Genomic DNA, 25,851 nt, shown 5'->3' with positions numbered 1-25,851 from the left:
TTTACGGCATCAGAAGCGTACGTTGGCCGCCAGCTCGGCGGAGCGCCCCGGCGCGACGGTGGCGAACATCCCCACGTGGGAGGCGTCGTAGTAAGTCTCGTCGGTGAGGTTGAGCACGTTGAGTTGCAGGTCCAGGTTCTTGTTCACCCGGTAGGCGAGCATGGCGTCGTAGCGCCAGTAGGAATCGAGGCTGCGGGTGTTTTCATCGTTGGTATAGCGCTTGTCCACATAGTTGGCGCCGCCGCCGACCTTCCAGCGGTCGGTGAGGGCGTAGGTGGTCCAGACCGAGCCGCTGTTGGGGGCGATGAACTTGGCCTGGTTGCCATCGAAGTTGGTGTTTTTTCCGGACGCATACTTGACCGTCTTGGCATCCAGGTAGGTGTAGCCCGCCATCACTTCCCACTGCTCGGTGAGATGGCCGGTGGCTCCCACTTCAAACCCCTTCACCTCGACGTCGCCGTCCAGCGTGACCTCGTTGCTGATCGGGTCGTAGGTCCGGGCGTTGGTCTTCTCGGTCTTGAACAGGGCCGCGGTCAGGGACAGGCGTTCGTTCAGCAGGTCCCACTTGGTGCCCAGCTCGATGCTGCGGCTCTTTTCCGGATCCAGGTTGCTCAACCGCCCGCCCGCGGCGCCGTCGGCCCCCCCGGATTGCCCGGCGGTTTCCCCCGATGGGTTGAACGAAGTGCCGTAGGACAGGTAGATGCTGCCGTACGGCAGCGGCTTGAAGACGATGCCGCTCTGGTAGGTCCAGAGGTTGCTGCGGTTGCTCTGGGCGTCATCGCGCACGTGGTAGTTGTCGAAGCGTGCCCCCAGGTTCAGGTCCCACTGTTCATGCAGGGCCAGGGTGTCCATCACGTACAGAGCGCGGTTGTTGTGCTTGGTGACGCGATGCTGGCCATCGCCGCGTGGCACCGGGGTGAAGGGATCCTTGGGGTTGGGGGAGTTCAGGTCACCGAGGTCGGCGCTGCCCGCGCTGCCATAGCGGTTTTTCTCGTCGATCCGTTCCCGGGAGAATTCCAGGCCGGCGCTGTAGCTGTGGCCGATGGAGCCGGTGTCGAACTTGCCGAAAATATCGGTCTGGTTGATCAGCGAGGTATTGACCACGTTACGTGGGCGAGCGGTGCGTTGTGCGAGGTTGTTGCGCTCCTGGGCCGGTGTCGCAATCGGCCGGCTCATGATGTAGTCCTGCATGCTGCGCCCCTGGCGTGTGGTGTTGCGCAGGGTCAGCTGGTCATTGAAGTCGTGTTCCAGTTGCAGGGTGAACAGGTCGGCCGAGGTCTTGCGGAAGTCGCGTTTGCTGAAGCCGTAGAAATTGTCCCGGTCAACCTTGACCGGCTTGCCGCTGATGGCCGATACCGGAACACCCTGGTCGGGAATGTCGTCGCTCTGCATGTGGTAGTAGCTGAGGGTGCCGCGGGTATCGGTGTTCAGGCCGAAGGAAAAGCTCGGCGCCAGGCCCCAGCGGGTGACTTCCACATCGTCGCGCCCGGGGGTATCGGCTTCATGCTTCATGGCGTTCAGGCGCAGCGCCATGTTCTGTTCGGGCAGGTACTGGTTGAGGTCGACGGTGGTGCGGCGCAGTTGATCGGTGCCCAGGGTCAGGCTGCCGGCGGCGAAGGTTTCCTGCTGCGGCACTTTGCTGACCAGGTTGATGGTGCCGCCGGTGGAACCGCGCCCCGCGTAGGCCGAGCCCGGGCCCTTGACGATCTCGATCTGCTCGACGTTGAAGGCTTCGTGGGTCATGCGCCCGACATCGCGAATGCCGTCGATCATGATGTCGGTGCTGGCTTCGAAACCACGGATGAAGGGCCGGTCGCCCAGCGGCGTGCCGCCTTCGCCCGCGCCGAAGGTGATTCCCGGCGTGGTGCGCAGGGCATCGGCCAGGGTCGACACCGCACGCTCCTGCATCAGGGATTCGGTGATGATGGTCACCGACTTCGGGGTTTCGCGCAGCGGTGCGGTGAACTTCACCGAATCCGATGTTTCGCGCTTGTATCCCGGCTTGTGTTCGCCCTTGACGTGGGTGGTGCCGAGGGTGACGGATGCCGTGTCGGATGGGCGTTCGGTGGATTGCTCGGTGGCGCCGAGGCTGGCTTCGCTAAGGGCCATCAAACCGAGGGATGTGGACCACAACTTCCATGGGTGTGGGCGGGCAGGACTGGACATTTCAGATAAAGCCTCCGTTTTATTTGGAAGCGATTCTCATATGCGAATTTATGTCATTCAATCAGAACTATCTGAACAATCATGTCGAAAAGTGTATGCGTCGTTGTATGCGCGATAGCCGGCCCCTCCTCAGGACCGCTACCAAGGGGCCGTGGCCTGTTGCTGAACCGGAGGGTTCTTTTTTTTCCGGCGTTGCGGTTTCATGAGCGCCCCCTTTCAGGAAGCTCACGGATGAACCTGCATTTCGAAACCGCCCGCCTGTTGCTGCGCCCCCGTACCCTTGAGCACTTCCAGGCGTGCCTGGGTATGGATCAGGATCCCGAAGTCACGCGCTTCATCCCCGGGACCTGGGATGGCGGGCAGTGGCACAGGGACTTTTTACAGGGGCGCATGACCCAGGATTTCGGCTCGCGCTGCGGGTATTGGGCGATCTTCGCCAAGGACGCGCCGGATGAGTTGCTGGGCTGGGTTTCCTTCATTCCCTTCGATGCTGTGGGCCCCGAGCTGGAAATGGGCTGGCGCCTGGTGCGGCGGGCCTGGGGGCGGGGTTTTGCCAGCGAGGCCGCGCGGCGGATCGTCGAGCATGCGTTTGCCGACCCGGCGGTGCAGCGCATAGTCGCCGATGCCCATGTCGACAACGAGGCGTCGTTGGCGGTGGCGCGCAAGGTCGGTTTTCGCTTCACCCACAATGCCGATTTCGAAGGCTTGCCCTGCCGCTTCTTTGCAATGACCCGTGAGGATTTTTGCCAGCAACGGTCGGCTGGCTGAGGCGGGGGGGCAAGCGTGGGGCGCCGTTGGCGGCGCCCCGTATGGTCCATGCCTGCCGTCAGAGGTGGCGGCTGACCCACCACAGCACCAGGAAGGCAATGACGGCCACCAGGGCCGCGAACTGGAACAGATTGATCAGCCACTTCAGGCCCAGGGGGAATTTCCTGTAGTCCTTCACGTTCAGGCCGCCGTTGCGCAGGAACAGGTGGGGCATGGCGAACAGTGCGCCGATGCACAGCAGCATGAAGAAACGGCTAAGGGGGTCCTTGCCCAGGAGCGGCATGCGGATGGCAATGACCCGGCAGCGCGACAGGTGCTTGACCATGTCATCAAGCCTGAAATAGCCCAGGTAGACCTGGATCGCCAGGGACACCAGCCCGGCCATGACCACCAGGACCCAACCCGCGGTATAGATATCTTTTGCGTTACACATATCTCTTCAGTGACCTCCTCAAGGTGGCGACCACGCGCTCAGCGTATTGCTCCTCCAGTGAGCCCTGGCACGCAGGGCAGCCGGCCACCATAGCACTTTGGGAGCCGTGTCGGGCGCAGGTGCTCCGGTACCCAGGGGCCAATGAGCACCGCATCAGGGCTGTTTAGCGCGGTCGTAGCCCTGGTCGGAGGCTGGGAGAGAGGGGGGGCAGGGCGGCCCTAGAGCTTGGCGCAACGCTCCACATCGGCCTGGGTGGTGACCTGGGTGTCGATGCCCAGGCGGTATTTGCAATAGTCGATGATCATCTGGCGCTGTTCATCGGTGAGCTTTTCCACGCGCCGGTAGTCGCCGTCATTGGCGTGGATGTTGAAGAATTCCAGGCGCAGGGTCGGGGATGTCTTGATAAACCAGCGGGTATGGGTTTCAGCCTCTTCAAGCTCGGTGTAGTAACCGAGGTTGAGCACCATCAGCAGGATGAGGGAGAGCAGCAACAGCAGTGTTTTCAAGGCACGGCTCCTTCCGTGGGGGGGCGCCAGGGGCGCGGGCTGCGAATGCTTCAGGTTTTTCCCCGGCTTGGCAAGCGCTCGGGCAGGAGGGGGGACAGCATCGATGGCGGGATTGGCTTCAGGTTCAGCAAGCAGACAGTTGCGCACTGGTAAAAATATCGGCACGCCGGGCAGGAGCCGGGCGGTGACAGGGGGCAAATGGTTTCAAGCGGATTCACGGCAGGTTGCCAAGAGTCTGCCGGGGCGAATGGCCCGGTGCATCCGTTTGCGAACCGCAGAGCGATCGTGGGCTCTGTACGAAAACTACCTGCGCTTCGATCAGACTGCGTTAAAAACAGGCTCGGAATGCTCATTTAGGTTCCTAAACTCCGCTTCCTCGCCTGTTTTTGCCTTGCCTGATCTTTGCTCGGCGAGTTTTCGTACAGACCCTGGGATCGCTCTTTTTTTGCCTGCATCCGGGCGTTTCAGCAACGGCATCAGACCAGGCCCAGGGTCGCGGGCCGGGAACCGGGGAACACCGCCTGCACCTGAGCGCGGGAAAGCCCCCAGGTAGCGCCCAGCAGGCCGCCGAGCAGATCCCGGTAGTTGTTGAGCACCGGGTAGTCGCGGTTCTGCAGCAGGCTTTGCGCGTTCACCGTCACTTGCTCGCCGGCCAGGCGCCCGCCGCGAATGCTGCCGCCCAACACCCAGTACACCGTGCCATGGCCGTGGTCGGTGCCCCGGGCGCCGTTCTCGCGAAAGGTCCGGCCGAATTCGGAGACCACGACCACCAGGCTGTCCTTCCAGTGCTCGCCCATGGCCTCGGCATAGGCCGCCAGCCCTTGCCCGAGGTTGGCCAGGTTGCTGGCCAGTTGGCCCTGGGTGCTGCCCTGGTTGACGTGGGTATCCCAGCCGCCGACATCGACGAAGCCCAGGCGATACTGCTCGCGCATCAGGCCGGCCATGCGCCGGGTCTGGGCGGCGAAGCTCTGTGCATTGGCGGCCCCGCGATTGGCCGCGAGCATCTCTTGCTGCAGGTCCCGGGAGACCTTCTGGCGCAGGGCCAGTCCATCGCTGGCCGCGGCGGCATAGGGCGTGTGCTGGTACATGGAGGCCAGAATCGCTGCCTGGCGCTCATCGAAGGGCGTCTTGCCGGCGCTGCGCAAGGACAGGTTGGGAATCTCCTGGCCGCCCTGGAAGCTCAGGGGCAGGGCGTCGGTAAAGGCGATAGGCGCGCTGTCGGGCACCTGCCGCGCCAGGCGTGCGAGGAACCCCGAGTCGTAGCGCCGGGGCTGCTGGCTCGGCTGGCCGGCCTCGATAGTGTCCTGGGTCTGGAAGTGGCTGCGGGACAGGTCGTCGGTGCCGGCAAAGGGCACGAAGGCGAGTTCCTGGCGCTGCCACAGCGGGTACAGCGAATCGCGCAGCAGCGGGTTCAGGCCCCAGTGGCTGTCCAGCGCGATGGCGCTCTGTGGGTTGTGCCCATCGGGCCGGGCTATCGCCAGGGTCGGGCGCGACTCGTAGTAGAAGTCGCTGCTGTAGGGCACCAGCAGGTTATTGCAGTCATAGCCGCCGCGCAGGAACACCAGCAGGGTGCGCGGCGCCGAGGCCGGTGCGGCGAACAGCCGGGCATAAAACGTCAGGCTGGGCAGGGCGGCGGCTGCGATCAACAATTGGCGACGATTCATGACGGCTCCTGGTCAGGTGGGGCGCTCTCAGCGATTGTTGAAATCCGGCGAGGACAGCAGGAAGGTGTTCCATTCCTGGGGGGAAACGGCCTGCTCCAGGGCGTTGCGGGTGGTGCTGGAGAGGTAGGGGGCGATCGCCTGGTAATACATCGGCGTGGTGATCATGGGAAACCCCGGCCCCGGGACCTGGCTGCCCTCGGCGGTGAACAGCCGGTTGTTGCCCGAGCTCATGGCCCGGGCGATTTCAAAGCGCTTGGCCATCTGCCCGGAACTCGACCAGCCACTGGCTACCAGCGGCCAGCCGTCGGGAGTGATGCGCCCGAACAGCGGCTGGCCCATCTGATTCAGCCAGTTGAGCAGTGGTCGCGGGTTGGCCAGGGGCTTGCCGTCATAGGTCAGGCGCAGCGCCGAGACCACGAACTGTTGCGGGTCCTTGAATTTCCTGCCGGCCGCGTGCAGCAGCTCCGGCGATTGCATCAGGGTGGCCATGACCTGGGCGATGTCGCCATCGCTGTCACTGAAGCTCTTGGCCATGCGCGCCACCAGCGCCGGCGGCGGCTCGTCCGCGACGAAGTACTGGGCCAGCTTGCGCGAGATGAACCGCGCGCAGGCCGGTTGCCGGGTGATGAGGTCCACGGCCTGGGTGATCTCGTCATACCCGCTGCCCTTGATGGTATGGCCCAGCAGGTGCTTGTCGCTGAAGTCGTGACGTTTGGGGTTGAACTGGAACAGGCCCTGTTGCACCACCAGGGGCTGCAGGTTGCGGGGAAAGCGCTGCTCGCGACCGTCCAGGGGCGCCAGCCCGGCTCCGGTGAGGATCAGCGCCAGCTGTTGCACGTCTTCCTGGCTGTAGCCGGCGTCGACGCCCAGGCTGTGCAGTTCCATCAGTTCACGGGCGTAGTTCTCGTTGACCTTGCCCCTGGCGTTACTGCTGTTGTCCAGGTATTCGAGCATGGCCGGGCTTTGCAGGGTGGCCAGCAGCAGGTCCTTGAACTTGCCCAGGGCGTGGGGGCGGAGGGTGTTTTCAAGGTAATCGGCGGTCAGCAGCCGCACCCTGCCCTTGCCCTGGAACACGCTGAAATGGTTGAGCCAGAACAGCACCAGTTGTTCCTTGAGCTGGTTGGGGCCGTAGACAGCTTGCAACAGCACACTGGACTGGGTCTGTTCAGCCAGTTGGGCGGCGTACTGGCGCAGGTCTTTTTGCGCCTGGTTGCGCGCTTCGCCCTCGGGCATTGCCTTGATCTGTTCCTGGCGCTGCCGGAACTCCTCCAGCAGGGAGCGGGGCGAATCGTTCAGGGCCGGATAACTGCGCAGCAGGGTGTCGATGGCCGGTGGCAACGGATCGTGCAGGCGATCGTCCAGTTGCGCCCTCAGCAGCTCATTGCGCCCCAGGGTGCGCAGGCGCTGGAGTTGCGCCGCGTCCAGGTCGAAGCCGTCACGCCGCAGCCAGGCGATGTCGGCGGCACTGGGCGCTTGAGGTTGTGCGGCGTGGGCCAGGATTGGCAGCAGCACAGCCAGGGCAGTCGACAGGTACAGGCAGCGGGGCAACGGGGAAAGCCTTGGCATGGGCGGTTGGTCCGAAGTGAGAGGTCGCGGCCGATGGGGATTTTCGCCGTCCGTCGCCAGGTTCAGGGCAGGGCGTGAAGCCTGTCCCGGCTCCCTGGGCAGCACAGCGGTATAGCGTCGCAGGCTACCAGAGGGTTGTTCCGGCTTTCAGTCGGCAATGCTCTAGGACAAGTGTTTCAACGCAGGGTTGGGGGGCTTGCCGTCGACCGTTCGTCCGACGGATGGAATTGGCAAGCACTAGTCACTGCGTCATGCTGTCGATGGATGTCGTAGTGCCACTACTTCAAGGCCCGACCCGGTTTCCGGGTGTCGTTCCATCCCTGCGTTGGTGAGATAGATTGGTGATGAGTGTGTTGATCCTGCCCGAGGCGCAATATGCCCGATAAGGCGCTGGCCGAGGAGCAGCGCCTGGCTGCCCTGTATGCCCTGGAACTGCTGGATACGGCCCGGTGCGAGCGTTTTGACCGCATCTGCCGGCTGGCCGCAGAGTACTTCAAGGTGCCCACGGCCCTGATCACCCTGGTGGACCGTGATCGGCAGTGGTTCAAGTCGCGGGTGGGCTTTGCGCCCGAGCAGACCCCCATCGAGCAATCGTTCTGCGCCTATACCATCAAGTCCGGTGATGTATTCGAGGTGGAAAACGCCCGCCAGGATGTGCGTTTCCACGCCAACCCACTGGTGACCCAAGACCCGGGCATCGGTTTTTATGCCGGCGCGCCGCTGATTACCTCCACCGGGCATGCGATCGGCAGCCTGTGCGTCATCGATCGCCAGCCCCAGCGCCTGAACGCTGCCGAGCGTCAGCAACTGCGCGACCTGGCATCCCTGGTGATGGAGCAGGTGGAGCAGCGTCAGCGCCTGACCCGGCGCGACCCGGTGAGCAGGCTGCCCAACCGTGAGCAATTTCAGAGCGACCTGTACGACCTGGCGGATGAGAACCCGGGAGAACGGCGCGTGCTGGTGCTGGTGGACGCGGTGGACATGACCGTGGCCCACGAGCTGACCCTGGCCATGGGCCTGGCGCCGTTCGAGACCATCGTGCGGTTCCTGGCCCAGCAACTGCTCGCCTACCTGGGGCGCCATGTGCGGGTGTATCACGTATCGGTCAAGCGCTTCGGCTTCCTGCTGCCGGCGGCTCCCGGGATCGAGCGCTTCCTGGAAGGCCTGGTGCGGCGCCTGCGGCGTCAGCCGCCAGGGCTGGAACTGCCGATGATTCCCGGGGTGTGCGCGGGCACGGTGGAGTTCTCCACGGACCGCGACGCCGTGCCCGACGTGTTGCGCAAGGCCATGTTCGCCCTGGAACTGGCGACCCTCAACCGCAGCACCTGGGCGCCTTACGACGTGGTGCGGGACCAGGCCTACCGGCGAGCCTTCAACCTTGCCTCGGATATTAGCGAAGCCCTGGACAGTGGGCAGATCTACCTGATGTTCCAGCCGCGTTTCGCCCTGCCCGACGGCGCCCAGGTCAGCGCCGAGGCGCTGATCCGCTGGGATCACCCCTGGCTGGGGCCGATTTCACCGGCGGAGTTCATTCCGGTGATGGAGCGCAATGCGTTGATCCACCGGGTAACCCACTGGGTGATCAATGCGGTGCTCGGCAAGCTGCAGGCCTGGAGCGACGGTGAAGTGCAGCGCCTGTCGATCAACCTCTCGCCCCAGGATTTCGAGGACCAGGACATCGCTGATGTGCTCAAGGCGGCCTGTCGCCGCCACGGCATCGAACCCCATCGCCTGGAAGTGGAAATCACCGAGGGTGCCTGGTTGCGTTCCAACCCGCGGGTGCTGGACCAGTTGAGCAAGATCCGCGCCCTGGGCATGGATGTGGCCATCGACGATTTCGGTACCGGCTACAGTAACTTCGCCTATCTGCATCAGATTCCGGCCAATGTGGTGAAGCTCGACAAATCCATGGTCACCGACCTTGAGAGCAGTGCCCAGCACCAGAAGATCACCCGCTCGGTCATCGCCCTGGCCCGGGAACTGGGCTACCGCACCGTGGCCGAGGGCATTGAAAGCTTCAAGTGCCTGCAGATGCTGCGCACCTTCGGCTGCGATGAGGCCCAGGGTTATTTCCTGGCCCGGCCCATGGTCCAGGAAAAATTCCTGGCCCGCAGCGCGGCCCAGCGCTTTCCACTACAGCAAGGCTACTGACTGCGGCTTCTGTAGCCGCTGTCGCAGGCTGCGAGCGGCCCGAAGGGGCGTTAAAAAACCTTGAGGGCGCCGCACCTCCTCACCGCTGCGCTGCCACCAGCAACAGCATCGGCCGCTCCCGCTCCTCTGCCAGCGCCGGAAGGTCCTCGATCTGCTGCGCCGTGGGGCCCCACTCCTGCACATGGCGCAGGTTGAAGCCGGTATCGATCAGCGTGTTGAGCAGCGTGCCCAGGGTACGGTGTTGCTTGATCACCCCTTCGGCCAGCCAGTGGGTCACCCGCTCGCCTTCCTGCTGGTAGCTGTCCACCGGCCAGGACTGGCGGCCCTGCGCGTCCACCTGCCAGCCCGGGTTGCGCGGTGCCATGAAGATCGGGTGCTCGATGGAGAACACCAGGCGCGCCCCCGGTACCAGGGCCGCATAGACCTGGGCGAACAGGCCGGGCAAATCCTTTATGTAGTGCAGGGCCAGTGAGCTATAGGCCAGGTCGAAGCTGCAGGCGGGCAGGCGCAGTTGCTCCAGGTCCTCTTGCTGATACTGCACGTTGGGTGCCGAGGTGGTGGCGCGGGCGGTGGCCAGCATCTTCTGCGAAACGTCCAGGCCGACTACTTGGCGGGCACCGTGCTCGCTGGCCCAGCGGCTGAACCAGCCATAGCCGCAGCCCAGGTCCAGCACCCGCAGGCCGTTCATCGGTGGCAGCAGGGCTTGCAGGGCCGGCCATTCCGGCGCGGCGTCGAGGCCGCCGAGGGAGCGGCCCATCTGGCTGTAGGCCTGGAAAAAAATCGGGTCGTCGTAGATGTTCTGAGTCATGTCGGGAGGCTCTATCAGGTTCGTGTGCAGCCCTGGTGGGCAGGGAATGTCATGCAGTTGAAACAGCTGAGGGGCTTCTCCCTCGCAGGGCGCGACGCAGGTATCGTCGATGGCCGGGCAGGTGGTGCAGCAAAACAGGTCGGATATCTTAGCCAGTTTTGCGGGCCGGGCCATCGCCGGATGCTTTGCACGCCAGGATCTTCATCGGCACAATCGCCGGCCGGGAACACCGAGTGTCCCCGGCCCCGAATTCGTACCCCAAGAGAGGCATCATGGGCAAAGCGAGAGTGACAGGCACGACGATCGAGGCGATCCGCGCGGCAGAGATGGCATTGGGGCGTACCTTGCCCTGCTCGTTCGCGCGCTGGTTGCTGGAGCACAACGGCAAGGCCCTGGGGGCGCTGGAGGTGTTTCCGGTCTTCGATGCCCGGGATCCGCGCAAGACCTGGGAGTCGATAGTCCGCCATTTCGAAGGCGGCTGGCGGGCCTGGCAGGACAACGTCTGCGCTGACCCGGCGGGTTTCTCCAACCTGCTGCCGTTCGCCCAGTTCGGCACGGGCGACTACTACTGCTTCGATTACGCCGTGCTGGGGGAGGCCGGTGAGCCGGTGGTGGTGCTCTGGTCCCATGAGACTGGCGCCACGTCCGTGGTTGCCGATGGCTATGCAGCTTTTCTGGCCTGCACCGATCGGCCCGGGTAGGCACAAGGCTTGGGCTTGAATGGTCAGGTCTGGAGGGAGAGATCGTTGCGGTTCAACGACTGGGAAACTGCTTGGAGCTTCTGCGTGGGTACGCAGATTGGGGAAGTGGAGCGGGTGAAGGGAATCGAACCCTCGTTATCAGCTTGGGAAGCTGGAGTAATGCCATTATACGACACCCGCTCGAACGGCTGACTTTGTACCAGATGTGGCCGTGGATTTGAAGTTTTTCTTTAGCTGACTTGCGCTTGCGCGCCGCTGACCTTCATCGCCAGCCCGCCCCATACCGTGAAAACCGGGGTTGTCACGGTATGCAGGCGGCTTGCGAGGAGGGCTTTTCAGAGGGCTCGTACATGCTGCTCCTGGACATGCGGGGCACGCGAACGGTTGTCGTATTGGCCCGGTTTGAGGAACCCCATCAGGGCCTGGCGAGTGTCGCGGCAGGCGGCCTTGTGCTCCATGTCGAGAAAGTGCCCGGTGGCCTGGATGGTGCTGAAGCTCGACTGCTGCACATGGTTGGCGAACAGCCGGGCATCGTTGGCTGAGGTGTACTCGTCCCATTCGCCGTTGATGAACAGCACCGGGACCTGGATGTTGCGTGCGGCCCTGAGGTAGCACTGGCGATCACCATGGAGCACATGGCTGATGTGGAAGTGCATCTGCCCGTACTCATGTTCCGCCAGGCTGCTGACGTGGCGATAATTGAAACGCTTGAACAGCGACGGCAGGTGCTTGCCGATGGTGTTGTTGACCAGGTCGCCGACGCGATGGCCATCGCGGCTGCCGAGGTAGTCGACACCGCGTTCCAGGTAGTCGCGCATCGGCTCGTTGATCACCGGCGAGAACGAGCTGATCACCGCCTTCTCGATGCGTCGCGGGCGCTGGGAGAGCGCTTGCAGGGCGGCGGCGCCGCCCCAGGAAAACGACAGCACATGTTCGGCGGCGAAGTGCTCGATCAACTCCAGCAGGATCTGCCCCTCGACTTCCTTGGTGAGCATCCGTTCGTGCCTGTTGTGGGCCTTGGAGCGACCCGCGTAGGGCTGGTCGTAGAGCACCACATTGAACTGCGGGTGGAGGTTCTTCACGGTCTGGGCAAAGGACGCAGTGGTGGCCAGTGAGCCGTTGACCAGAATGATGGTCTTGTCTGCGGCATCTGCGCGATAGAACTCCGTGTAAACCCGATACTGACCCTGTATATCCAGCACAGCGATTTCTGGCCTCATGTCATAAGACTCCTGGCAAGCGGGTATGCGCGCAACGTGAGTGTGCACGGGCAATGTGACAGGTAGGCATACGCCTGGAATCGGAGCCCATGTCGATCCGGTAAGGCAGGTCGACGGGTGTTGTTATAGGCGGGCGATTTGCCGGGGGGAAGGCAGAGCAGGCAGGGCTCAGGCCGGCAAAGGGTTTCTTAGATGTGTGGTTGTGACTCGTCGGTCACAATTCGGCCGACGGACAGATTCAAGCAGGGCAACCGGGAACCTGCAAGGTCATTGGGCAAATTGTTCGACAGCTTCTGCCCAGCGGTCGTGTGGCGCGGCGCAACGCTCAGATCAGGCGTATTTCGGCGTCGCTCAGAGCACGGTATTCACCGGGGGCCAGGCGTTCGTCCAGCAGCAGCGGGCCCATGCGTTCGCGGTGCAGGCGCAGCACCTTGTTGTTGAAGTGGCCGAACATGCGCTTGACCTGGTGATAGCGCCCTTCGACGATGCTCAGCCGGGCGCTGCGGGGGCCGAGGATCTGCAGTTGAGCGGGCAGGGTGGTCAGGTCCTCGAAGGCGAAATACAGACCATGGGCGAAAGTCTCGACGTACTCGGGGCCGATCTCCTGCTCGGTTTCCACGTAATAGAGCTTGGGCAGTTTGGTCTGGGGCTGGGTCAGGCGCCGCGACCAGTTGCCATCGTTGGTGATCAGCATCAGCCCGGTGGTGTTGTAGTCCAGGCGCCCGGCGATATGCAGATCCTGCGGGTCCGGCTCATGGATCAGTTCGAGCACGGTCTTGTGCTCGGGGTCGCGGGTGGCGCTGACGCAGCCCATGGGCTTGTGCAGCATGAAGTAGCGCGCCGGCTTGCCGGCCTGCAGCACTTCGTCGTCCAGCTCCACCCGGCTGAACTCGCGGACCTCGGCCTTGGGGTCGCTGACCGGCTGCCCATCGATGCGAATGCGTCGTTGCACCAGCAGCACGCGCACTTGCTGGCGGTTGAAACGGGGCAGGTTGCTGAGAAAACGGTCAATGCGCATGGTGATCGGTGGCTATCGGCTGGAGGGGCTCAGGGACGGGGCAGGGTAGCGGCGCGCAGCTGCGCGTCGATCCCGGCACAGCGCGGGCACAGGCAGGCCTGGTTGCGCAGCTCCGGCGCCAGGGCTTCGATGATCGCCGGGTCGATGTCCACGCTGTAGCACCAACAGGCCTGGCCGGCGCGGCGCGGGTCAGCCAGGGTGCAGTCGTTGCGGGCACCGCAGGCGGGGCAGAGTTCAGGTTCATTCATGGCTGGAGTGAGGCATTTCCACGCAGGTTCGATTGCGTCCGGTGTGCTTGGCACGGTACATCGCGTGGTCGGCACGGGACAGCAGGCTGTGCAGGGTGTCCTGGGCTTGCAGGCTGGTCAAGCCGATGCTGACGGTCAGTTGCAGCGGCTGCCCTTCATAGTGATAGCGCTGCTGTTCGGTGAGCAGGCGGATCTTCTCGGCGATGCCCAGGGCCACGCTGCTGTCGGTGTCCTTGAGCAGGACGATGAATTCTTCGCCGCCCCAGCGGCAGACGATGTCGGACTGGCGCAGGCAGCCCTGCAGGTCCCGGGCGAAGCCACTGAGCACCTGGTCCCCGGCCAGGTGGCCGTAGGTGTCGTTGAGGCGCTTGAAGTGGTCCAGGTCCAGCAGCACGGCGCACAGCGGCGTCAGGTCGCGCCAGGCCTCTTGCAGGGCCTGGGCCGCCAGCAGGTCGAACCCGCGGCGGTTGGGCAGACGGGTAAGGCTGTCGAGGGTGGCCTGGGCTTCGATCTTGCGCTGATAGCGGCGCACCACGGCGCTGAGCAGGACCAGCACGATGGCGGTAATCACCAGGCAGATCAGCAGGTTCAGGTACAGCGACTGGCGGATGCTGTTGAGGGCGCCGTCTTCGCGTTTGTCGACGAACAGGTACCAGTTCAGCTCGGGAATGAAGCGCACATTGAGAAAGTGCCCCTGGCCCTGGGAATTGTATTCATAGCTGCCGCTGTGGGGCTTGGGCAATTGGCTCAGCAGCTCCTTGAGGCTGTCCAGCTCATGCAGCGACTGGCCGCTGCGGGCGCCCTGGGGGCCACCGTCGGCACCGGTGAGGACGATGCGGCCGAAGGCGTCGACGAAGTACACGCTGCGCTGGTAACGCTGCTGGTACTTGTCGATCAGCTTGATCACCGCATCCACGGTCAGGCCGACCCCGGCGGCGCCGATGAAGCGGTCCTGGTAGTCGTAGACCTTGTAGTTGATGAAGAAGGTCAGCTTGTCCTGGTTGGCCAGGTCCGGGTCGACGTTGATCTCGTAGGGCGTGCTCATGTCGCGTACGCGAAAGTACCAGGCGTCCCGGGGCTCATCGGCCTTGACCTTCTTCAGCACGCCCTTGGCCTGGTAGTAGGTGAGGCTGGTGTTGGAGACGAAGAACGCGGTGTAGGCGTCGTAGTGGGTCATGACCTCGTTGAGGTAGCGGGTCATCTGGCTCGGGTCGCGCTCGCCGGCCACCACCCAGTCGCGCATGAAGGTATCGCGGGCCATCATCGAGGAGATCAGCACCGGCCGCACCAGGTCCTTCTGGATTTCCGAGTACACGGTATCGGAGGTCAGGGGCAGTTCGGTATTGACGATGCTGTCGCGGATCGAATCCCGCGAGGCGTAGTAGCTGAGCAGCGAGGTGGCGAGAAAACCGCTGCCCAGCAGGGCGATCAGGACCAGAACCAGCGAGCGCTGGGAATACAGGGGAGAGCGGCGCGGCATGGTGATTCCGTGATAGTGGCCCGATGACGCATTCTAGTGGCACGGCGCGCAAATAACTCGTTCATCACGCGCCTGAATTGTCTCGACTTCGATACGTTTGCCAGGCGCTGGAAGGCCAGCGGGGGGCTCGTTGCAACTGGAGCCTGCAAGGCCGCCGAGCAGGCCCCGCCACTGGTCGGTGAAGCCATCGGGGCACTGCTGCGCGGCGCACCACAAAGGCTTTTTGCGGTCCTATGCAATGCCAGTCCTGCCGTTTCGATTGGCGTCGTCCAGCGTCGCTGGTACGGCTTGCACGCGGTCCGGGAGGCCGCCATGTTCCGTCGAATCTTGCTCGGTGTTGTGCTTGGTTTGAGTCTGTCCGCCTGTGTGCCCTATTACGTCGAGCCGGGGTACTACCGCACTGACGTGTATGCGGTTCCAGGCCCCTATTACTACGGTGGCTACCCCTACTATGGAGGCGGCTACAGGCCTCACTACTATTACCGGCCCTACTATCACGGGGGCTACGGGCCGCACTACTACGGCGGCTACCGACGTTGGCACCACTAGCCGGCACCAAGGCCCGTACAACAGGCCACCGCCTCGGATGACAAGAGGCCAAGGGCCGAGAGTCGTTGCCCACAGCGCTGCCTTTGCCTGAGGCAGCGCTTTTTCGTGGGCGTGGAAAACCGCGGGAAAGGACGTCAGCAGCACTTGTTTCAAAGTGTTGCGCAAATCGCACCACAAGCGCTTTTCGCGGTCAGATATTGCGTCAGTCAGCCTGTTGCTGATTGCCGCCTGCCAGCGTCGCTGGCGAGGCTTCTTCGCGGTCCAGGAGGCCGCCATGTATCGTCGACTTCTACTGATTGCCTTACTGGGTTCGAGCCTTGCTGCGTGTGCCCCTTATTACGGTGGAGGCTCCGGCTACTACAGCTCGGAGGTCTACAGCGCTCCCGCGCCGGCCTATTACTACGGTGGCGGGTCTTCCTACTATTCCACGGGGCGCAGTTACTACCCACCGCGCTACTACCAGCCGGCGCCGCGCTATTACCAACCGGCCCCGCGTTACTACCAGCCGCCGCGCGCGGTATACCGGCCTTATCCGAACCAGGGTTGGGGTGGGCATGGCCGGCCGAACAACTGGAGCAACCAGGACTGGGGCGGCCACGGCGGGCGTGACAATGGCGGGCGCGGCGATCACGGGCGCGGCGACCATGGCCATGGGGGCCGCGGTCATTGAGCCGAACCCTGTAGCCGCTGCCGCAGGCTGCGACAAGGTCCGCAGGACCTTCGCCGAGTCCACTGTCGCCGGGTCCCTTCGGGCAGTGCGCAGCCTGTGACGATCTAGTAATCCGTCAGGTCCGCCAGGGGATGGCGACCTTCCCAGGCCTTGTGGAAATGCGCCTCCACCACGGCCTCGGGCACGCTGTTGATATCCGCCCAGTGCCAGTGCGGCTGATGATCCTTGTCGATCAGCCGCGCGCGCACGCCTTCGGCAAATTCCGGATGCCGGCAGCAGTTCAGGCTCAGGGTGTACTCCATCTGGAACACCTCGGCCAGGGACAGGTAGCGGGCGCGGCGGATCTGTTCCCACACCAGGTGTGCAGTCAGCGGGCAGCCTTCGACAAGGGTCTTGGCTGCACGGCTGTAGAGGGCATCGCTGTGGTTGTGCAATTGGCTGATAGCCCGCCAGGCACAGGCCACGTCACTGACATCCAGCCAGCTGTCGATCTGTTGCCGGCGCGGCAGCCATTGAGCGTCGGGCATCTGCTCCAGGGCTTCCTGTTGCAGGGCCTTGAGCAGGCTGTTGAGCTGCCTTGGGGTCTGTTCCTGCCAGTTCAGTTGCAGCAGGCCCTCGATCAGCGCTTCCTGTTGCTCATCGAGCAGGAAACGGTCGGCAAGGTTCAGGTCCAGAGCGTCGCGGCCGTTCATATGGGCGCCGGTAAGGCCCAGGAACAGCCCGAGCTTGCCGGGCATGCGCGACAGGAACCAACTGGCGCCCACATCCGGGTACAGGCCAATGCTGATTTCCGGCATCGCCAGGCGGCTGCTGGGGGTGACGATACGAATGCCAGCACCTTGCAGCAGCCCCATGCCGCCACCCAGGACATAACCGTGGCCCCAGCAGATCAGTGGTTTGGGGTAGGTGTGCAAGCGATAGTCGAGGCGGTATTCCGCGGCGAAGAAGTGCCCGGCCAGCGGCGGCACTTCGCCGGGATGGGCCAGGCAGGCCTGGGCCAGGCTGCGCACTTCGCCGCCGGCGCAGAAAGCCTTGGCGCCGTTGCCCCGCAACAGCACGCACACTACCTGCGGGTCCTTGGCCCAGGTGTCGAGGTGTTCGCTCAACTGCTGGATCATGGGCAGGGACAGGGCGTTCAGGGATTTTTCCGCGTCCAGGGTGGCAATGGCGATGCGTGCACCATCGGTGCCGGTGAGTTCTTCGACGTGCAGGTTCATCGTGACCTCGATGGGAAATTTAAGCGGTCAGTATGATCGCTGTAAGGGAAAGTGCCGGTTCTGTGTCAGATCAATTGACAAGCGAAGTGGGCTTTCCTAGGGTGCGGCCATTGTTTTTTCACGGGCATGGCCATGACTGCTGACGATCGTATCAAACTCGAACCGAGCTGGAAGGAGGCCCTGCGTGCCGAATTCGACCAGCCCTACATGAGCGAACTGCGGGAGTTCCTGCGCCAGGAACATGCCGCCGGCAAGGAAATCTACCCGCCGGGGCCGATGATCTTCAACGCCTTGAACTCCACGCCGCTTGACAAGGTCAAGGTGGTGATCCTCGGCCAGGACCCCTACCACGGGCCGGGTCAGGCCCATGGGTTGTGCTTCTCGGTGCAGCCCGGGGTGCCCGCGCCACCGTCGCTGGTGAATATCTATAAAGAGCTCAAGCGCGACCTGAACATCGACATCCCCAACCATGGCTACCTGCAGAGCTGGGCCGACCAGGGCGTGCTGATGCTCAACACCACCATGACCGTGGAACGGGCGAACGCCGCTTCCCATGCGGGCAAGGGCTGGCAGTTCTTCACCGACCGGATCATCGAAGTGGTCAGCGAGCATCAGCCGCACCTGGTGTTCCTGCTGTGGGGCGCCCATGCCCAGAGCAAGCAGAAGCTGATCGACGCCACCAAGCACCTGGTGCTGACCTCGGTGCACCCTTCGCCCTTGTCGGCCTATCGCGGGTTTCTTGGTTGCGGGCACTTCAGCCGCACCAACAAATACCTCGAGCAGAACGGCGAGACGCCGATCGAGTGGCGCCTGCCGCCGTTGTAACCAGTGCTCGATGGGGAGGCTGCTTGGCGGCCACCCCGCTCGCGACTTGAACCAAGGCATATCTGTAGCCGCTGCCGCAGGCTGCGAACGGCCCGTGGGGACGCAGCGGTGGTTCGGCCACTGAAGGTCCTGCGGACCTTGTCGCAGCCTGCGGCTACAGGGGGCCTTTGTTCCAGTGGCGGAACAGGGGCTCGGCGAGAAACAGCACGAACAGCAACCTCATGACCTGCATCGCCGTTACCAATGGCACCGACAGTTGCAGGACCTCGGCCGTCAGGCTCATTTCCGCAATGCCGCCGGGCATCATGCCGAGGGTCAGCGAACGCAGGTCCAGGCGGGTCAGGGCGCTCAGGCCTAGGGCTGCGAGGCCGGCGATCAGCATGGTCAGGGCGGTGCCGATCAGGGTGCGGCCCATGAACGAAGGGGCCCGGCGAAAGAACTGGCGGTTGAAGTGGCAGCCCAGGCCGCTGCCAATCAGCCACTGGCCCATCTGGCTAGCGCCGTCGGGCAGGCCGATGTGCAGGTCCCAGGCGATGCTCAGTGTCGCGCTGAGCAGCAGGGGGCCGAACAGCCAGGGGTTGGGCTGGCGCAGGCGCTGCCAGAGCCAGGCCAGCATGGCACCGGCCGGAAACAGCAGGGCCAGCCAGCGCCAGTCCACCGTAGCGGCATGCAGGGCGGGCGTGCCTTCCCCCAGCAGGTACTTGAACGCCGCCGGCACACAGAGCACCACCGTCAGTACCCGCAGGCTCTGCCCGGCCGCTACCCGGCTGAGCACCGCGCCGTTGCGCGCGCCGAGGTTGACCATCTCCCCGGAGCCGCCGGGCATGCTGGAGAAGAACGCGGTGGCCCGGTCCTCGCCGGTGCGCCGCAAGAGCCAGACCCCGACCACGCTGGACAGGCTGGTGACCAGGGCACCGAAGAAGATCAGGCCGAAATGGCTCAGCACCTGCTCCATCACCTGCGGGGTGAAGTGCAGGCCGATGCCGATGCCCACTACCCATTGCCCGCATTTGCGCCCGCCGGGGATTTCCGCCAGTTGCCAGGGCGTCAGGCAGCGCACCAGGATGATCGCCAGCAACGAGCCGACCATCCACGGCAGCGGCCAGCCGATCTGGCTGGCGAGGTAGCCGCCAGCCAGGCCCACCAGGGGCGTGCCCCACCACTGTTTCCAAGTGGATTCAGACATCGGCCACGGCACGTTGCTGGGCCGCGCGCTTGCGCCAGATACGCAGCAGCGGCATCAGCAGCATGATCACGGTCAGCACCCAGACCCCGACGGTGATCGGGCTCGACCAGAGGATCTCCATGGCGCCGTTGGAAATCGACAGCGCCCGGCGCAGGTTCTGCTCCATCAGGCCACCGAGGATGAAGCCCAGCAGCACTGGCGACAGCGGGAAGTCCAGCTTGCGCAGGATGTAGCCGAAGATGCCGATGCCCACCATCAGGAACAGGTCGAAGGTGGTGGCGTGTACCGCATAGACGCCGATCCCGGTAATGATGGCGATCACCGGCACCAGGGCCCAGTTCGGCACCGCAAGGATGCGGGTGAAGATACGGATCATCGGAATGTTGAGGATCACCAGCATGATGTTGGCGATGAACAGCGAGGCGATCAGGCCCCAGACGATATCCGGCTGTTGCTGGAACAGCAGCGGGCCGGGGGTGATGTTGTACAGCGACAGGGCGCCGATCATCACCGCGGTGGTGCCGGAACCGGGCACGCCGAGGGTCAGCATTGGTACCAGGGCGCCACAGGCCGAGGCGCCGATGGCGGTTTCCGGGGCTGCCAGGCCGCGCTTGTCGCCCTGGCCAAAGGTGCCGCTGGCACCGGCGATGCGTTTCTCGGTCATGTAGGCCACAGCGCTGGCCAGGGTCGCGCCGGCTCCGGGCAGCACGCCCATGATGAAGCCCAGCAGGCCGCAGCGGATGTTCACCACGAACACCGAGGCCGCTTCCTTGAAGTTGAACATCATGCGCCCGGTGGCCTTCACCGCTTCCTGGCCGCGATGGGTCTTTTCCAGCAGCAGGAGAATCTCGCTGATGGAGAACAGGCCCAGCACCAGCACCACGAACTGGATGCCGTCGGTGAGGTGGATATTGTCCCCGGTGAAGCGGTACACACCGCTGTTGGCGTCGATGCCCACCGCCGACAGGAACAGGCCGATCAAGGCGGCAATGAAGGTCTTCAGCGGCCGGTCGCCGGCCATGCCGCCCAGGCAGACGATGGCGAACACCATCAGCACGAAGTACTCCGCCGGGCCGAAGGCGATCGCCCACTTGGCCAGCAGCGGGGCGAACAGCACCATGCCGCAGGTGGCGATGAAGGCACCGATGAACGAACTCCAGGCCGACAACGACAGGGCCACGCCGGCCAGGCCCTTGCGTGCCATGGGGTAGCCGTCGAGGGTGGTCATCACGGTGGAGGCTTCGCCGGGAATGTTCAGCAGGATCGAGCTGATCCGGCCGCCGTATTCGCAGCCCAGGTACACCGCCGCCAAGAGGATCAGCGCCGATTCCGGCGGCAGGCCCAGGGCGAAGGCGATGGGGATCAGCAGCGCCACGCCGTTGATCGGGCCCAGGCCCGGCAGCAGCCCGACCACGGTGCCGATCAGGGTGCCGGACAGGGCGGTGACCAGGTTGTAGGGGGTCAGTGCAACGCCGAAGCCCTGGCCCAGATAGCTGAGGGTATCCATATCAATTCTCCAGAACGTCGAGCAGGCCGAGGGGCAGGGGGACGTCCATGACCCGGTCGAACAGCCAGTAGAGGCCGACACTGAGCAGGCAGATGATCACCAGGCTGGGCAGCCAGCGGCCGCCGTACAGGCGGGCCATGGGCACGCCGATGAGAACGCTGGCGACGATGAAACCCAAGGGCTCGAAGGCCCCGGCGAAGACCAGCAGCAAGGCCACGCAGAGGGCGATCTTGGTCAGGGTCTGCCGGTCCAGGGGCGGTTCTTCTTCGCTGTGCTTGATCGGTGCCGGGCGAAACAGCATGTACAGCAGGGCCAGGCCCATCAGCCCGAGCATCAGCAGGGGGAAGGCCCGCGGGCCCACCGGTTCGTAGGAAAAGGCCGCCTGGTAGGGCCAGGCCATCAGTGCCAGGCCGGCACAGGCCAGCAGCAACACCGCGGCGAAGAGACGTTGAACGAGCATGGCTAACTCCCGGGCCCGGCCCCCGATGCGCGAGGGCCGGGCCGTCAGAAAGGGACGGTCACTGGATCAGGCCGAACTCTTTGGCCAGGGTCTTGTAGTCGGCTACCTGTTTCTTCACGTAGGTATCCAGTTCCGGGCCGGTCATGGCGAAGGGGAACAGCTCGCGCTGGTCGCGCAGCTTGGCGAACTCTTCGGAGGCCAGCAGCTTGTCGAAGGCCTCTTTCCACCAGGCGTACTCCGCATCGCTGACCTTAGGCCCGAGGTAGAAGCCGCGTACCACCGGCCAGACGATGTCGTAGCCCTGCTCCTTGGCGGTGGGGATGTCTTTCATTTCCGGCTCGTCCAGGCGCTGCTCGGAGAACACCGCCAGCAGGCGCATGTCGCCGGCCAGGATATGCGGCATGGAGTCGGAGATGTCGGTACTGCCGACCTGGATATGCCCGCCCAGCAGGGCAGTGGCGATCTCGCCGCCGCCTTCCAGGGCGACATAGCGCAGGTCCCGCGGGTTGATCCCGGCGGCCTTGGCGATCAGCGCGGTCTGCATCCAGTCCTGGCTGCCGACGGTGCCACCGGAGCCGATTACCACTTTGCTCGGGTCTTTCTTCAGGGCCTGGACCAGATCGTCGAGGTTCTTGTAGGGCGAATCGCTTTTCACCGCGATGGCGCCGTAGCTGGTGCCCACCGCCGCCAGCCAGCGCACCGCGCTTTCATCGAAGCGGCCGAACTTGCCCTGGGCCAGGTTCAGCAGCGAACCACTGGACCAGGCCACCAGGGTCCCGGCATCGGCCGGACGCTGGGCCACCACCGCGTTGTAGGCTACGGCCCCGACACCGCCGGGCATGTAGGTCACGCGCATCGGCTTGGAGAGGAGTTTCTCGTTGACCAGGGCGCTTTGTGCCAGCTTGCAGGTCAGGTCGAAGCCGCCGCCAGGGGAGGCCGGGGCGATGCATTCCGGGCGCTTGGGCTCGGCGGAGGCTGCCAGCAACTGGCCGGCGAACAACATGCAGCCGGCGGCGAGGGCGAGTTTGCGCAGTGAAAGGTCCATGAGCGTCTCCACAGGAGTTGTTGTAGGTATGTCCGGGTCATCCCCGACCCGTTTTTCGTAGGAGCGTGATAGGGGGGGCTTACCACAGCGCTACGCTGTAGCTCACCAGCAGGCGTACTTCATCCGCATCGCGTGCCGAATAGTTGGAACGGTAGGTGGCGTTGCGCAGGCGCACGGCGACGTCCTTGAAGGTGCCGCTTTGCACTACGTATTTGACCTCGGTGTTACGTTCCCACTCTTTGCCGGTGTCGCCGTTCTTCAGGGCAATGTTGTCGCCGCTGAGATAGCGGGTCATGAAGCTCAGGCCGGGCACTCCCAGCTTGGCGAAGTCGAAGTCGTAACGGGCTTGCCAGGAGCGCTCCTCGGCCCCGGCGAAGTCGTTGATCTGCACGAAGTTCACCAGGTATGGGTCGCTGCCATCGACGTAGGGGAAAGCGCTGTCGCCGGACATGTGCTGGTAGCCGGCGCTGAGTTTATGCCCGTTGAGGGCGTAGCTCACCAGGCCGTTGAGGGATTTGTTGTCGATCTTGCCGCCCCGGGCCTGGCCCTGGTCGTCGCTGATGGCCAGGCGCAGGTCGGTGCCGAAGGTGCCCGGGCCCATGGGCTGGGAGGCTACCAGGCCGAGAAAGTGCTGGTTGTAGACATCGTCCAGTTGGGCGAAGTGGTAGCTGCCGGTGATCTTGTCGGTGAACTTGTAGTCCAGGCCGCCGAAATTGAAGTGCTTGCCGGCCACGGTGCCGGCGAAGCGGCTGTTCTTGTTGTTGAGGCGGATATCCTCGTAGTTGCTGTCATCGCGGTCCTTGGCCTTGTCCAGGCGACCACCGGTGAAGGTCAGGTTCTTGATCTCCCTGGAGGTCAGCAAGCCGCCCTCGAAGGTCTGCGGCAGGATGCGCCCGTCATTGGGCTTGAGGATCGGCAGTTCCGGAATCAGGCTGCCGATTTTCAGTTCGGTGGCGGAAATCTTCACCTTGCCGGTCAGGCCGAGCTTGGAGTACTCGTTGGCCGCGCGCCCGTCATCGTGGGTCGGCAGCAGGCCGGTACCGGTGCGGTCGGGGCTGGAGTCGAGCTTGACCCCGAGCATGCCCAGGGCGTCCAGGCCGAAGCCCACGGTACCTTCGGTGTAGCCCGACTGCAGGTTGAGCATGAACCCCTGGGCCCATTCGTCGCGCTTGGACTGCTGGGCGCTGGTGCCGTCGCGAAAGTCGCGGTTGAAGTACATGTTGCGGGTTTCGAAGGTGGCGCTGCTGTCTTCGATAAAGGCGGCCTGGCTCAAGGGCGCGAAACCGGCAAGGGTGGCGGCGCTGGCAAGAGCAGTCGGGGTCAGACGGGAAAAACGCGCGGGCTGGACAGCCTGAGGGTGCGTGGATGGCATCCTGGAGTACTCCGTTATTGTTCTTATTTTGACGAAAACGCTTCGAGGCGTTTTGCGGGTCAGCGGCCTTCACGGCCAGGGCAGTCGAGACTGTCCGTGGCGGGACTCTAAAGGGCCAACCTTTCGCTAACCTTTCAGTGCACTTTCGTGGCTTTCGGGCTTCACAGCGGCGGTTGCGGCGGTACACTCCGCGCCAAAGAGCGGCGTCGATCCCCCCTGAAACGAGGTAAACAGCCATGCGAGTCCTGCTCGTGGAAGACCATCTGCAACTGGCCGAAAGTATCGCCCAGGCGCTCAAGAGCACCGGCCTGACCGTGGATGTGCTGCACGATGGGGTGGCGGCCGACCTGGCCCTGGGCAGCGAGGAATACGCCGTGGCGATCCTTGATGTCGGCCTGCCGCGCATGGATGGTTTCGAAGTGCTGGCGCGCCTGCGGGCCCGCGGCAAGAACCTGCCGGTGCTGATGCTGACCGCCCGCAGCGACGTCAAGGACCGGGTCCACGGCCTGAACCTGGGGGCTGACGATTACCTGGCCAAGCCCTTCGAGCTGACCGAGCTGGAGGCCCGGGTCAAGGCCCTGTTGCGCCGCAGCGTGCTGGGGGGCGAGCGCCAGCAGCGTTGCGGAGTGCTGGCCTATGACCTGGACACCCGGCGTTTCACCCTGGGCGAGGAGTTGCTGACCCTGACTTCCCGCGAACAGGCGGTGCTCGAAGCCTTGATCGCCCGCCCCGGCCGGGTCATGAGCAAGGAGCAACTGGCCTCCCAGGTGTTCGGCCTGGACGAAGAGGCCAGCCCCGACGCCATCGAGATCTACGTGCACCGCCTGCGCAAGAAGCTCGACGGCCATGCGGTCGCCATCGTCACCTTCCGCGGCCTGGGCTACCTGCTGGAAAGCCGCGATGCATAAGCCCAGCAGCCTGCGCTGGCGCTTGCTGTGGAACCTCGCACTGCTGCTGGTGGTGCTGATGCTGGCCAGCGGCCTGAGCGCCTACTGGAACGGCCGTGAGGCCGCCGATACCGCCTATGACCGGACCTTGCTGGCTTCGGCGCGAACCATCGCCGCCGGCTTGTCCCAGCGCGATGGCAGCCTGAGTGCCAACGTGCCCTATGTGGCCCTGGACACCTTTGCCTACGACAGCGCCGGGCGCATCTACTACCAGGTCAACGACATCCATCAGACACTGATTTCCGGTTATGAGAACCTGCCCGGGCCGCCGCCCGGCACGCCGCGAACCGATGATTACCCGGCCCTGGCGCGCTTCTACGACGCCCGCTACCAGGGCCAGAACGTACGGGTGGTGAGCCTGCTCAAGGCGGTCAGCGAGCCGAACATGAACGGCATGGCGGAAATCCGCGTGGCGGAGACCGACGAGGCGCGGGTGGCCATGGCCCGCAGCCTGATGGCCGATACCCTGCTGCGCCTGGGCATGCTGGCCATCGGCGCCCTGGTGCTGGTGTGGTTTGCGGTGAGTGCGGCCTTGCGCCCCCTGGAACGCCTGCGCGGGGCGGTGGAAGAGCGCCAGCCGGACGACCTGCGGCCGCTGCCCCTGGTCTCGGTGCAGCGCGAACTGTGGCCGCTGGTACGCGCCTTGAACCATTTCACCGAGCGCCTGCGCGGGCAGTTCGAGCGCCAGGCGCAGTTCATCGCCGAGGCTGCCCATGAGTTGCGCACCCCGCTGGCTGCGCTCAAGGCCCGCCTGGAACTGGGCTTGCGCGCGAGTGAGCCGGGTACCTGGCGCGCCACTCTGGAAAGTGCTGCCCAGGGCACCGACCGCCTGACCCACCTGGCCAATCAGTTGCTGTCCCTGGCCCGGGTGGAAAACGGCGCCCGGGCGATCGCCGAGGGCGGGGCGCAGTTGCTCGATCTCAGCCAGCTGGCCCGGGAACTGGGCATGGCCATGGCGCCTCTGGCCCATGCCCGGGGCGTGGCCCTGGCCCTGGAGGCCGACGAACCGGTGTGGCTCAGGGGCGAACCGACCCTGCTCAATGAACTGCTCAGCAACCTGGTGGACAACGCCCTGGCTCATACTCCGCCGGGTGGCAATGTGGTGCTGCGGGTGTCACCGCCCGGGGTGCTGGAGGTGGAGGACGATGGGCCGGGCATTCCCCTGGAAGACCGTGACCGGGTCTTCGAGCGCTTCTACCGGCGCAATCAGCAGGGTGCGGGTTCGGGCCTGGGGCTGGCGATCGTCGGTGAGATCTGTCGCGCGCACCTGGCACAGATCAGCCTGCACGATGGCGAGCCGTCGGGGTTGAAGGTGCGGGTGAGCTTTACAGCCGGCTAGGGGAT

Annotated in this window: 24 protein-coding genes and 1 tRNA gene; 8 read left to right on the top strand and 17 right to left on the bottom strand. The window is 64.5% G+C overall.

Annotated elements, in window-relative coordinates:
* Positions 1 to 9: 9 nt before the first annotated feature.
* Entirely contained in the window at positions 10 to 2,166 is a 2,157-nt protein-coding gene (locus tag ACUXVH_RS16890) for a TonB-dependent receptor (RefSeq protein ID WP_065364410.1), read from the bottom strand.
* A gap of 231 nt (positions 2,167 to 2,397) precedes the next feature.
* Between ACUXVH_RS16890 and ACUXVH_RS16885 the strand changes: the two genes are divergently transcribed.
* Positions 2,398 to 2,934 carry a GNAT family N-acetyltransferase gene (locus ACUXVH_RS16885; protein ID WP_065364409.1) on the top strand — a complete coding sequence of 179 codons (537 nt, stop codon included), beginning with the start codon at positions 2,398 to 2,400 and terminating at the stop codon, positions 2,932 to 2,934.
* A gap of 58 nt (positions 2,935 to 2,992) precedes the next feature.
* On the opposite strand, the gene ACUXVH_RS16880 is transcribed toward ACUXVH_RS16885, so the two are convergent.
* The 4 genes from ACUXVH_RS16880 to ACUXVH_RS16865 form a co-directional block, all read right to left on the bottom strand.
* A complete protein-coding gene (locus ACUXVH_RS16880; protein ID WP_015634498.1) occupies positions 2,993 to 3,367 on the bottom strand; it encodes a hypothetical protein in 375 nt (124 codons plus the stop codon).
* 218 nt (positions 3,368 to 3,585) lie between these two features.
* Positions 3,586 to 3,873, bottom strand: a complete 288-nt coding sequence (locus ACUXVH_RS16875; RefSeq protein WP_015634499.1) for a hypothetical protein — start codon at positions 3,871 to 3,873, stop codon at positions 3,586 to 3,588.
* A 476-nt stretch (positions 3,874 to 4,349) separates the two neighbouring features.
* The gene (locus tag ACUXVH_RS16870; protein ID WP_065364408.1) at positions 4,350 to 5,537 is read right to left on the bottom strand and encodes a DUF1501 domain-containing protein; all 1,188 of its coding nucleotides are present in this window, start codon (positions 5,535 to 5,537) and stop codon (positions 4,350 to 4,352) included.
* Positions 5,538 to 5,564: 27 nt separating this feature from the next.
* Complete coding sequence (locus ACUXVH_RS16865; RefSeq protein ID WP_065364407.1) at positions 5,565 to 7,103, bottom strand: DUF1800 domain-containing protein; 1,539 nt, start codon at positions 7,101 to 7,103, stop codon at positions 5,565 to 5,567.
* A 375-nt stretch (positions 7,104 to 7,478) separates the two neighbouring features.
* Here ACUXVH_RS16865 and ACUXVH_RS16860 point away from each other — a divergent pair, with 375 nt between their 5' ends.
* Positions 7,479 to 9,254 carry a sensor domain-containing diguanylate cyclase gene (locus tag ACUXVH_RS16860; protein ID WP_053149541.1) on the top strand — a complete coding sequence of 592 codons (1,776 nt, stop codon included), beginning with the start codon at positions 7,479 to 7,481 and terminating at the stop codon, positions 9,252 to 9,254.
* Between the two features lie 79 nt (positions 9,255 to 9,333).
* Here ACUXVH_RS16860 and ACUXVH_RS16855 read toward each other — a convergent pair whose 3' ends face one another.
* A complete protein-coding gene (locus ACUXVH_RS16855) occupies positions 9,334 to 10,062 on the bottom strand; it encodes a class I SAM-dependent methyltransferase (RefSeq protein ID WP_019096081.1) in 729 nt (242 codons plus the stop codon).
* Positions 10,063 to 10,334: 272 nt separating this feature from the next.
* Here ACUXVH_RS16855 and ACUXVH_RS16850 point away from each other — a divergent pair, with 272 nt between their 5' ends.
* Complete coding sequence (locus ACUXVH_RS16850; protein ID WP_073698945.1) at positions 10,335 to 10,763, top strand: SMI1/KNR4 family protein; 429 nt, start codon at positions 10,335 to 10,337, stop codon at positions 10,761 to 10,763.
* Between the two features lie 106 nt (positions 10,764 to 10,869).
* Here ACUXVH_RS16850 and ACUXVH_RS16845 read toward each other — a convergent pair.
* From ACUXVH_RS16845 to ACUXVH_RS16825, 5 genes are all read right to left on the bottom strand, one after another.
* Positions 10,870 to 10,943 (bottom strand) — tRNA-Gly (locus ACUXVH_RS16845).
* A 155-nt stretch (positions 10,944 to 11,098) separates the two neighbouring features.
* Positions 11,099 to 11,983, bottom strand: a complete 885-nt coding sequence (locus ACUXVH_RS16840; RefSeq protein WP_015634505.1) for an alpha/beta fold hydrolase — start codon at positions 11,981 to 11,983, stop codon at positions 11,099 to 11,101.
* 325 nt (positions 11,984 to 12,308) lie between these two features.
* Positions 12,309 to 13,001 carry a pseudouridine synthase gene (locus ACUXVH_RS16835; RefSeq protein ID WP_011059770.1) on the bottom strand — a complete coding sequence of 231 codons (693 nt, stop codon included), beginning with the start codon at positions 12,999 to 13,001 and terminating at the stop codon, positions 12,309 to 12,311.
* A gap of 29 nt (positions 13,002 to 13,030) precedes the next feature.
* Positions 13,031 to 13,249 (bottom strand): cysteine-rich CWC family protein, encoded by a 219-nt coding sequence (locus tag ACUXVH_RS16830; protein ID WP_065364405.1) that lies wholly within the window; start codon positions 13,247 to 13,249, stop codon positions 13,031 to 13,033.
* Positions 13,242 to 14,729: a sensor domain-containing diguanylate cyclase gene (locus ACUXVH_RS16825; RefSeq protein WP_065364404.1), complete on the bottom strand. Its 1,488-nt coding sequence runs from the start codon at positions 14,727 to 14,729 to the stop codon at positions 13,242 to 13,244. Before ACUXVH_RS16825 ends, ACUXVH_RS16830 begins: the two co-directional genes overlap by 8 nt.
* 339 nt (positions 14,730 to 15,068) lie before the next feature.
* On the opposite strand from ACUXVH_RS16825, the gene ACUXVH_RS16820 reads away from it, so the two are divergent.
* Entirely contained in the window at positions 15,069 to 15,278 is a 210-nt protein-coding gene (locus ACUXVH_RS16820; RefSeq protein WP_227454106.1) for a hypothetical protein, read from the top strand.
* Between the two features lie 274 nt (positions 15,279 to 15,552).
* Positions 15,553 to 15,948: a hypothetical protein gene (locus ACUXVH_RS16815; RefSeq protein ID WP_065364737.1), complete on the top strand. Its 396-nt coding sequence runs from the start codon at positions 15,553 to 15,555 to the stop codon at positions 15,946 to 15,948.
* A 104-nt stretch (positions 15,949 to 16,052) separates the two neighbouring features.
* Here ACUXVH_RS16815 and ACUXVH_RS16810 read toward each other — a convergent pair whose 3' ends face one another.
* Positions 16,053 to 17,165, bottom strand: coding sequence for an enoyl-CoA hydratase/isomerase family protein (locus ACUXVH_RS16810; RefSeq protein WP_041116463.1), 1,113 nt, complete (start codon positions 17,163 to 17,165; stop codon positions 16,053 to 16,055).
* 132 nt (positions 17,166 to 17,297) lie between these two features.
* Here ACUXVH_RS16810 and ung point away from each other — a divergent pair, with 132 nt between their 5' ends.
* Positions 17,298 to 17,990: a uracil-DNA glycosylase gene (gene ung, locus ACUXVH_RS16805; RefSeq protein WP_041120579.1), complete on the top strand. Its 693-nt coding sequence runs from the start codon at positions 17,298 to 17,300 to the stop codon at positions 17,988 to 17,990.
* 154 nt (positions 17,991 to 18,144) lie between these two features.
* Here the strand turns inward: ung and ACUXVH_RS16800 are convergent, their stop codons facing one another.
* The 5 genes from ACUXVH_RS16800 to ACUXVH_RS16780 form a co-directional block, all read right to left on the bottom strand.
* Complete coding sequence (locus tag ACUXVH_RS16800) at positions 18,145 to 19,176, bottom strand: AbrB family transcriptional regulator (RefSeq protein WP_053149547.1); 1,032 nt, start codon at positions 19,174 to 19,176, stop codon at positions 18,145 to 18,147.
* A complete protein-coding gene (locus tag ACUXVH_RS16795) occupies positions 19,169 to 20,683 on the bottom strand; it encodes a tripartite tricarboxylate transporter permease (protein WP_011059777.1) in 1,515 nt (504 codons plus the stop codon). Before ACUXVH_RS16795 ends, ACUXVH_RS16800 begins: the two co-directional genes overlap by 8 nt.
* Position 20,684: 1 nt before the next feature.
* Positions 20,685 to 21,143: a tripartite tricarboxylate transporter TctB family protein gene (locus tag ACUXVH_RS16790; RefSeq protein ID WP_065364403.1), complete on the bottom strand. Its 459-nt coding sequence runs from the start codon at positions 21,141 to 21,143 to the stop codon at positions 20,685 to 20,687.
* Between the two features lie 58 nt (positions 21,144 to 21,201).
* Positions 21,202 to 22,188, bottom strand: coding sequence for a Bug family tripartite tricarboxylate transporter substrate binding protein (locus tag ACUXVH_RS16785; RefSeq protein WP_011059779.1), 987 nt, complete (start codon positions 22,186 to 22,188; stop codon positions 21,202 to 21,204).
* Between the two features lie 79 nt (positions 22,189 to 22,267).
* The gene (locus ACUXVH_RS16780) at positions 22,268 to 23,560 is read right to left on the bottom strand and encodes an OprD family porin (RefSeq protein WP_015634513.1); all 1,293 of its coding nucleotides are present in this window, start codon (positions 23,558 to 23,560) and stop codon (positions 22,268 to 22,270) included.
* A gap of 236 nt (positions 23,561 to 23,796) precedes the next feature.
* Between ACUXVH_RS16780 and ACUXVH_RS16775 the strand changes: the two genes are divergently transcribed.
* Positions 23,797 to 24,468 carry a response regulator gene (locus ACUXVH_RS16775; RefSeq protein ID WP_011059781.1) on the top strand — a complete coding sequence of 224 codons (672 nt, stop codon included), beginning with the start codon at positions 23,797 to 23,799 and terminating at the stop codon, positions 24,466 to 24,468.
* Positions 24,461 to 25,846: a sensor histidine kinase gene (locus ACUXVH_RS16770; RefSeq protein ID WP_065364402.1), complete on the top strand. Its 1,386-nt coding sequence runs from the start codon at positions 24,461 to 24,463 to the stop codon at positions 25,844 to 25,846. Before ACUXVH_RS16775 ends, ACUXVH_RS16770 begins: the two co-directional genes overlap by 8 nt.
* Positions 25,847 to 25,851: the final 5 nt, after the last annotated feature.

The organism is Pseudomonas sp. 8(2025), from assembly GCF_052665325.1.
The sequence above is the reverse complement of the archived record's forward strand: the minus strand, read 5'-3'. Positions and strand labels throughout refer to the sequence as shown.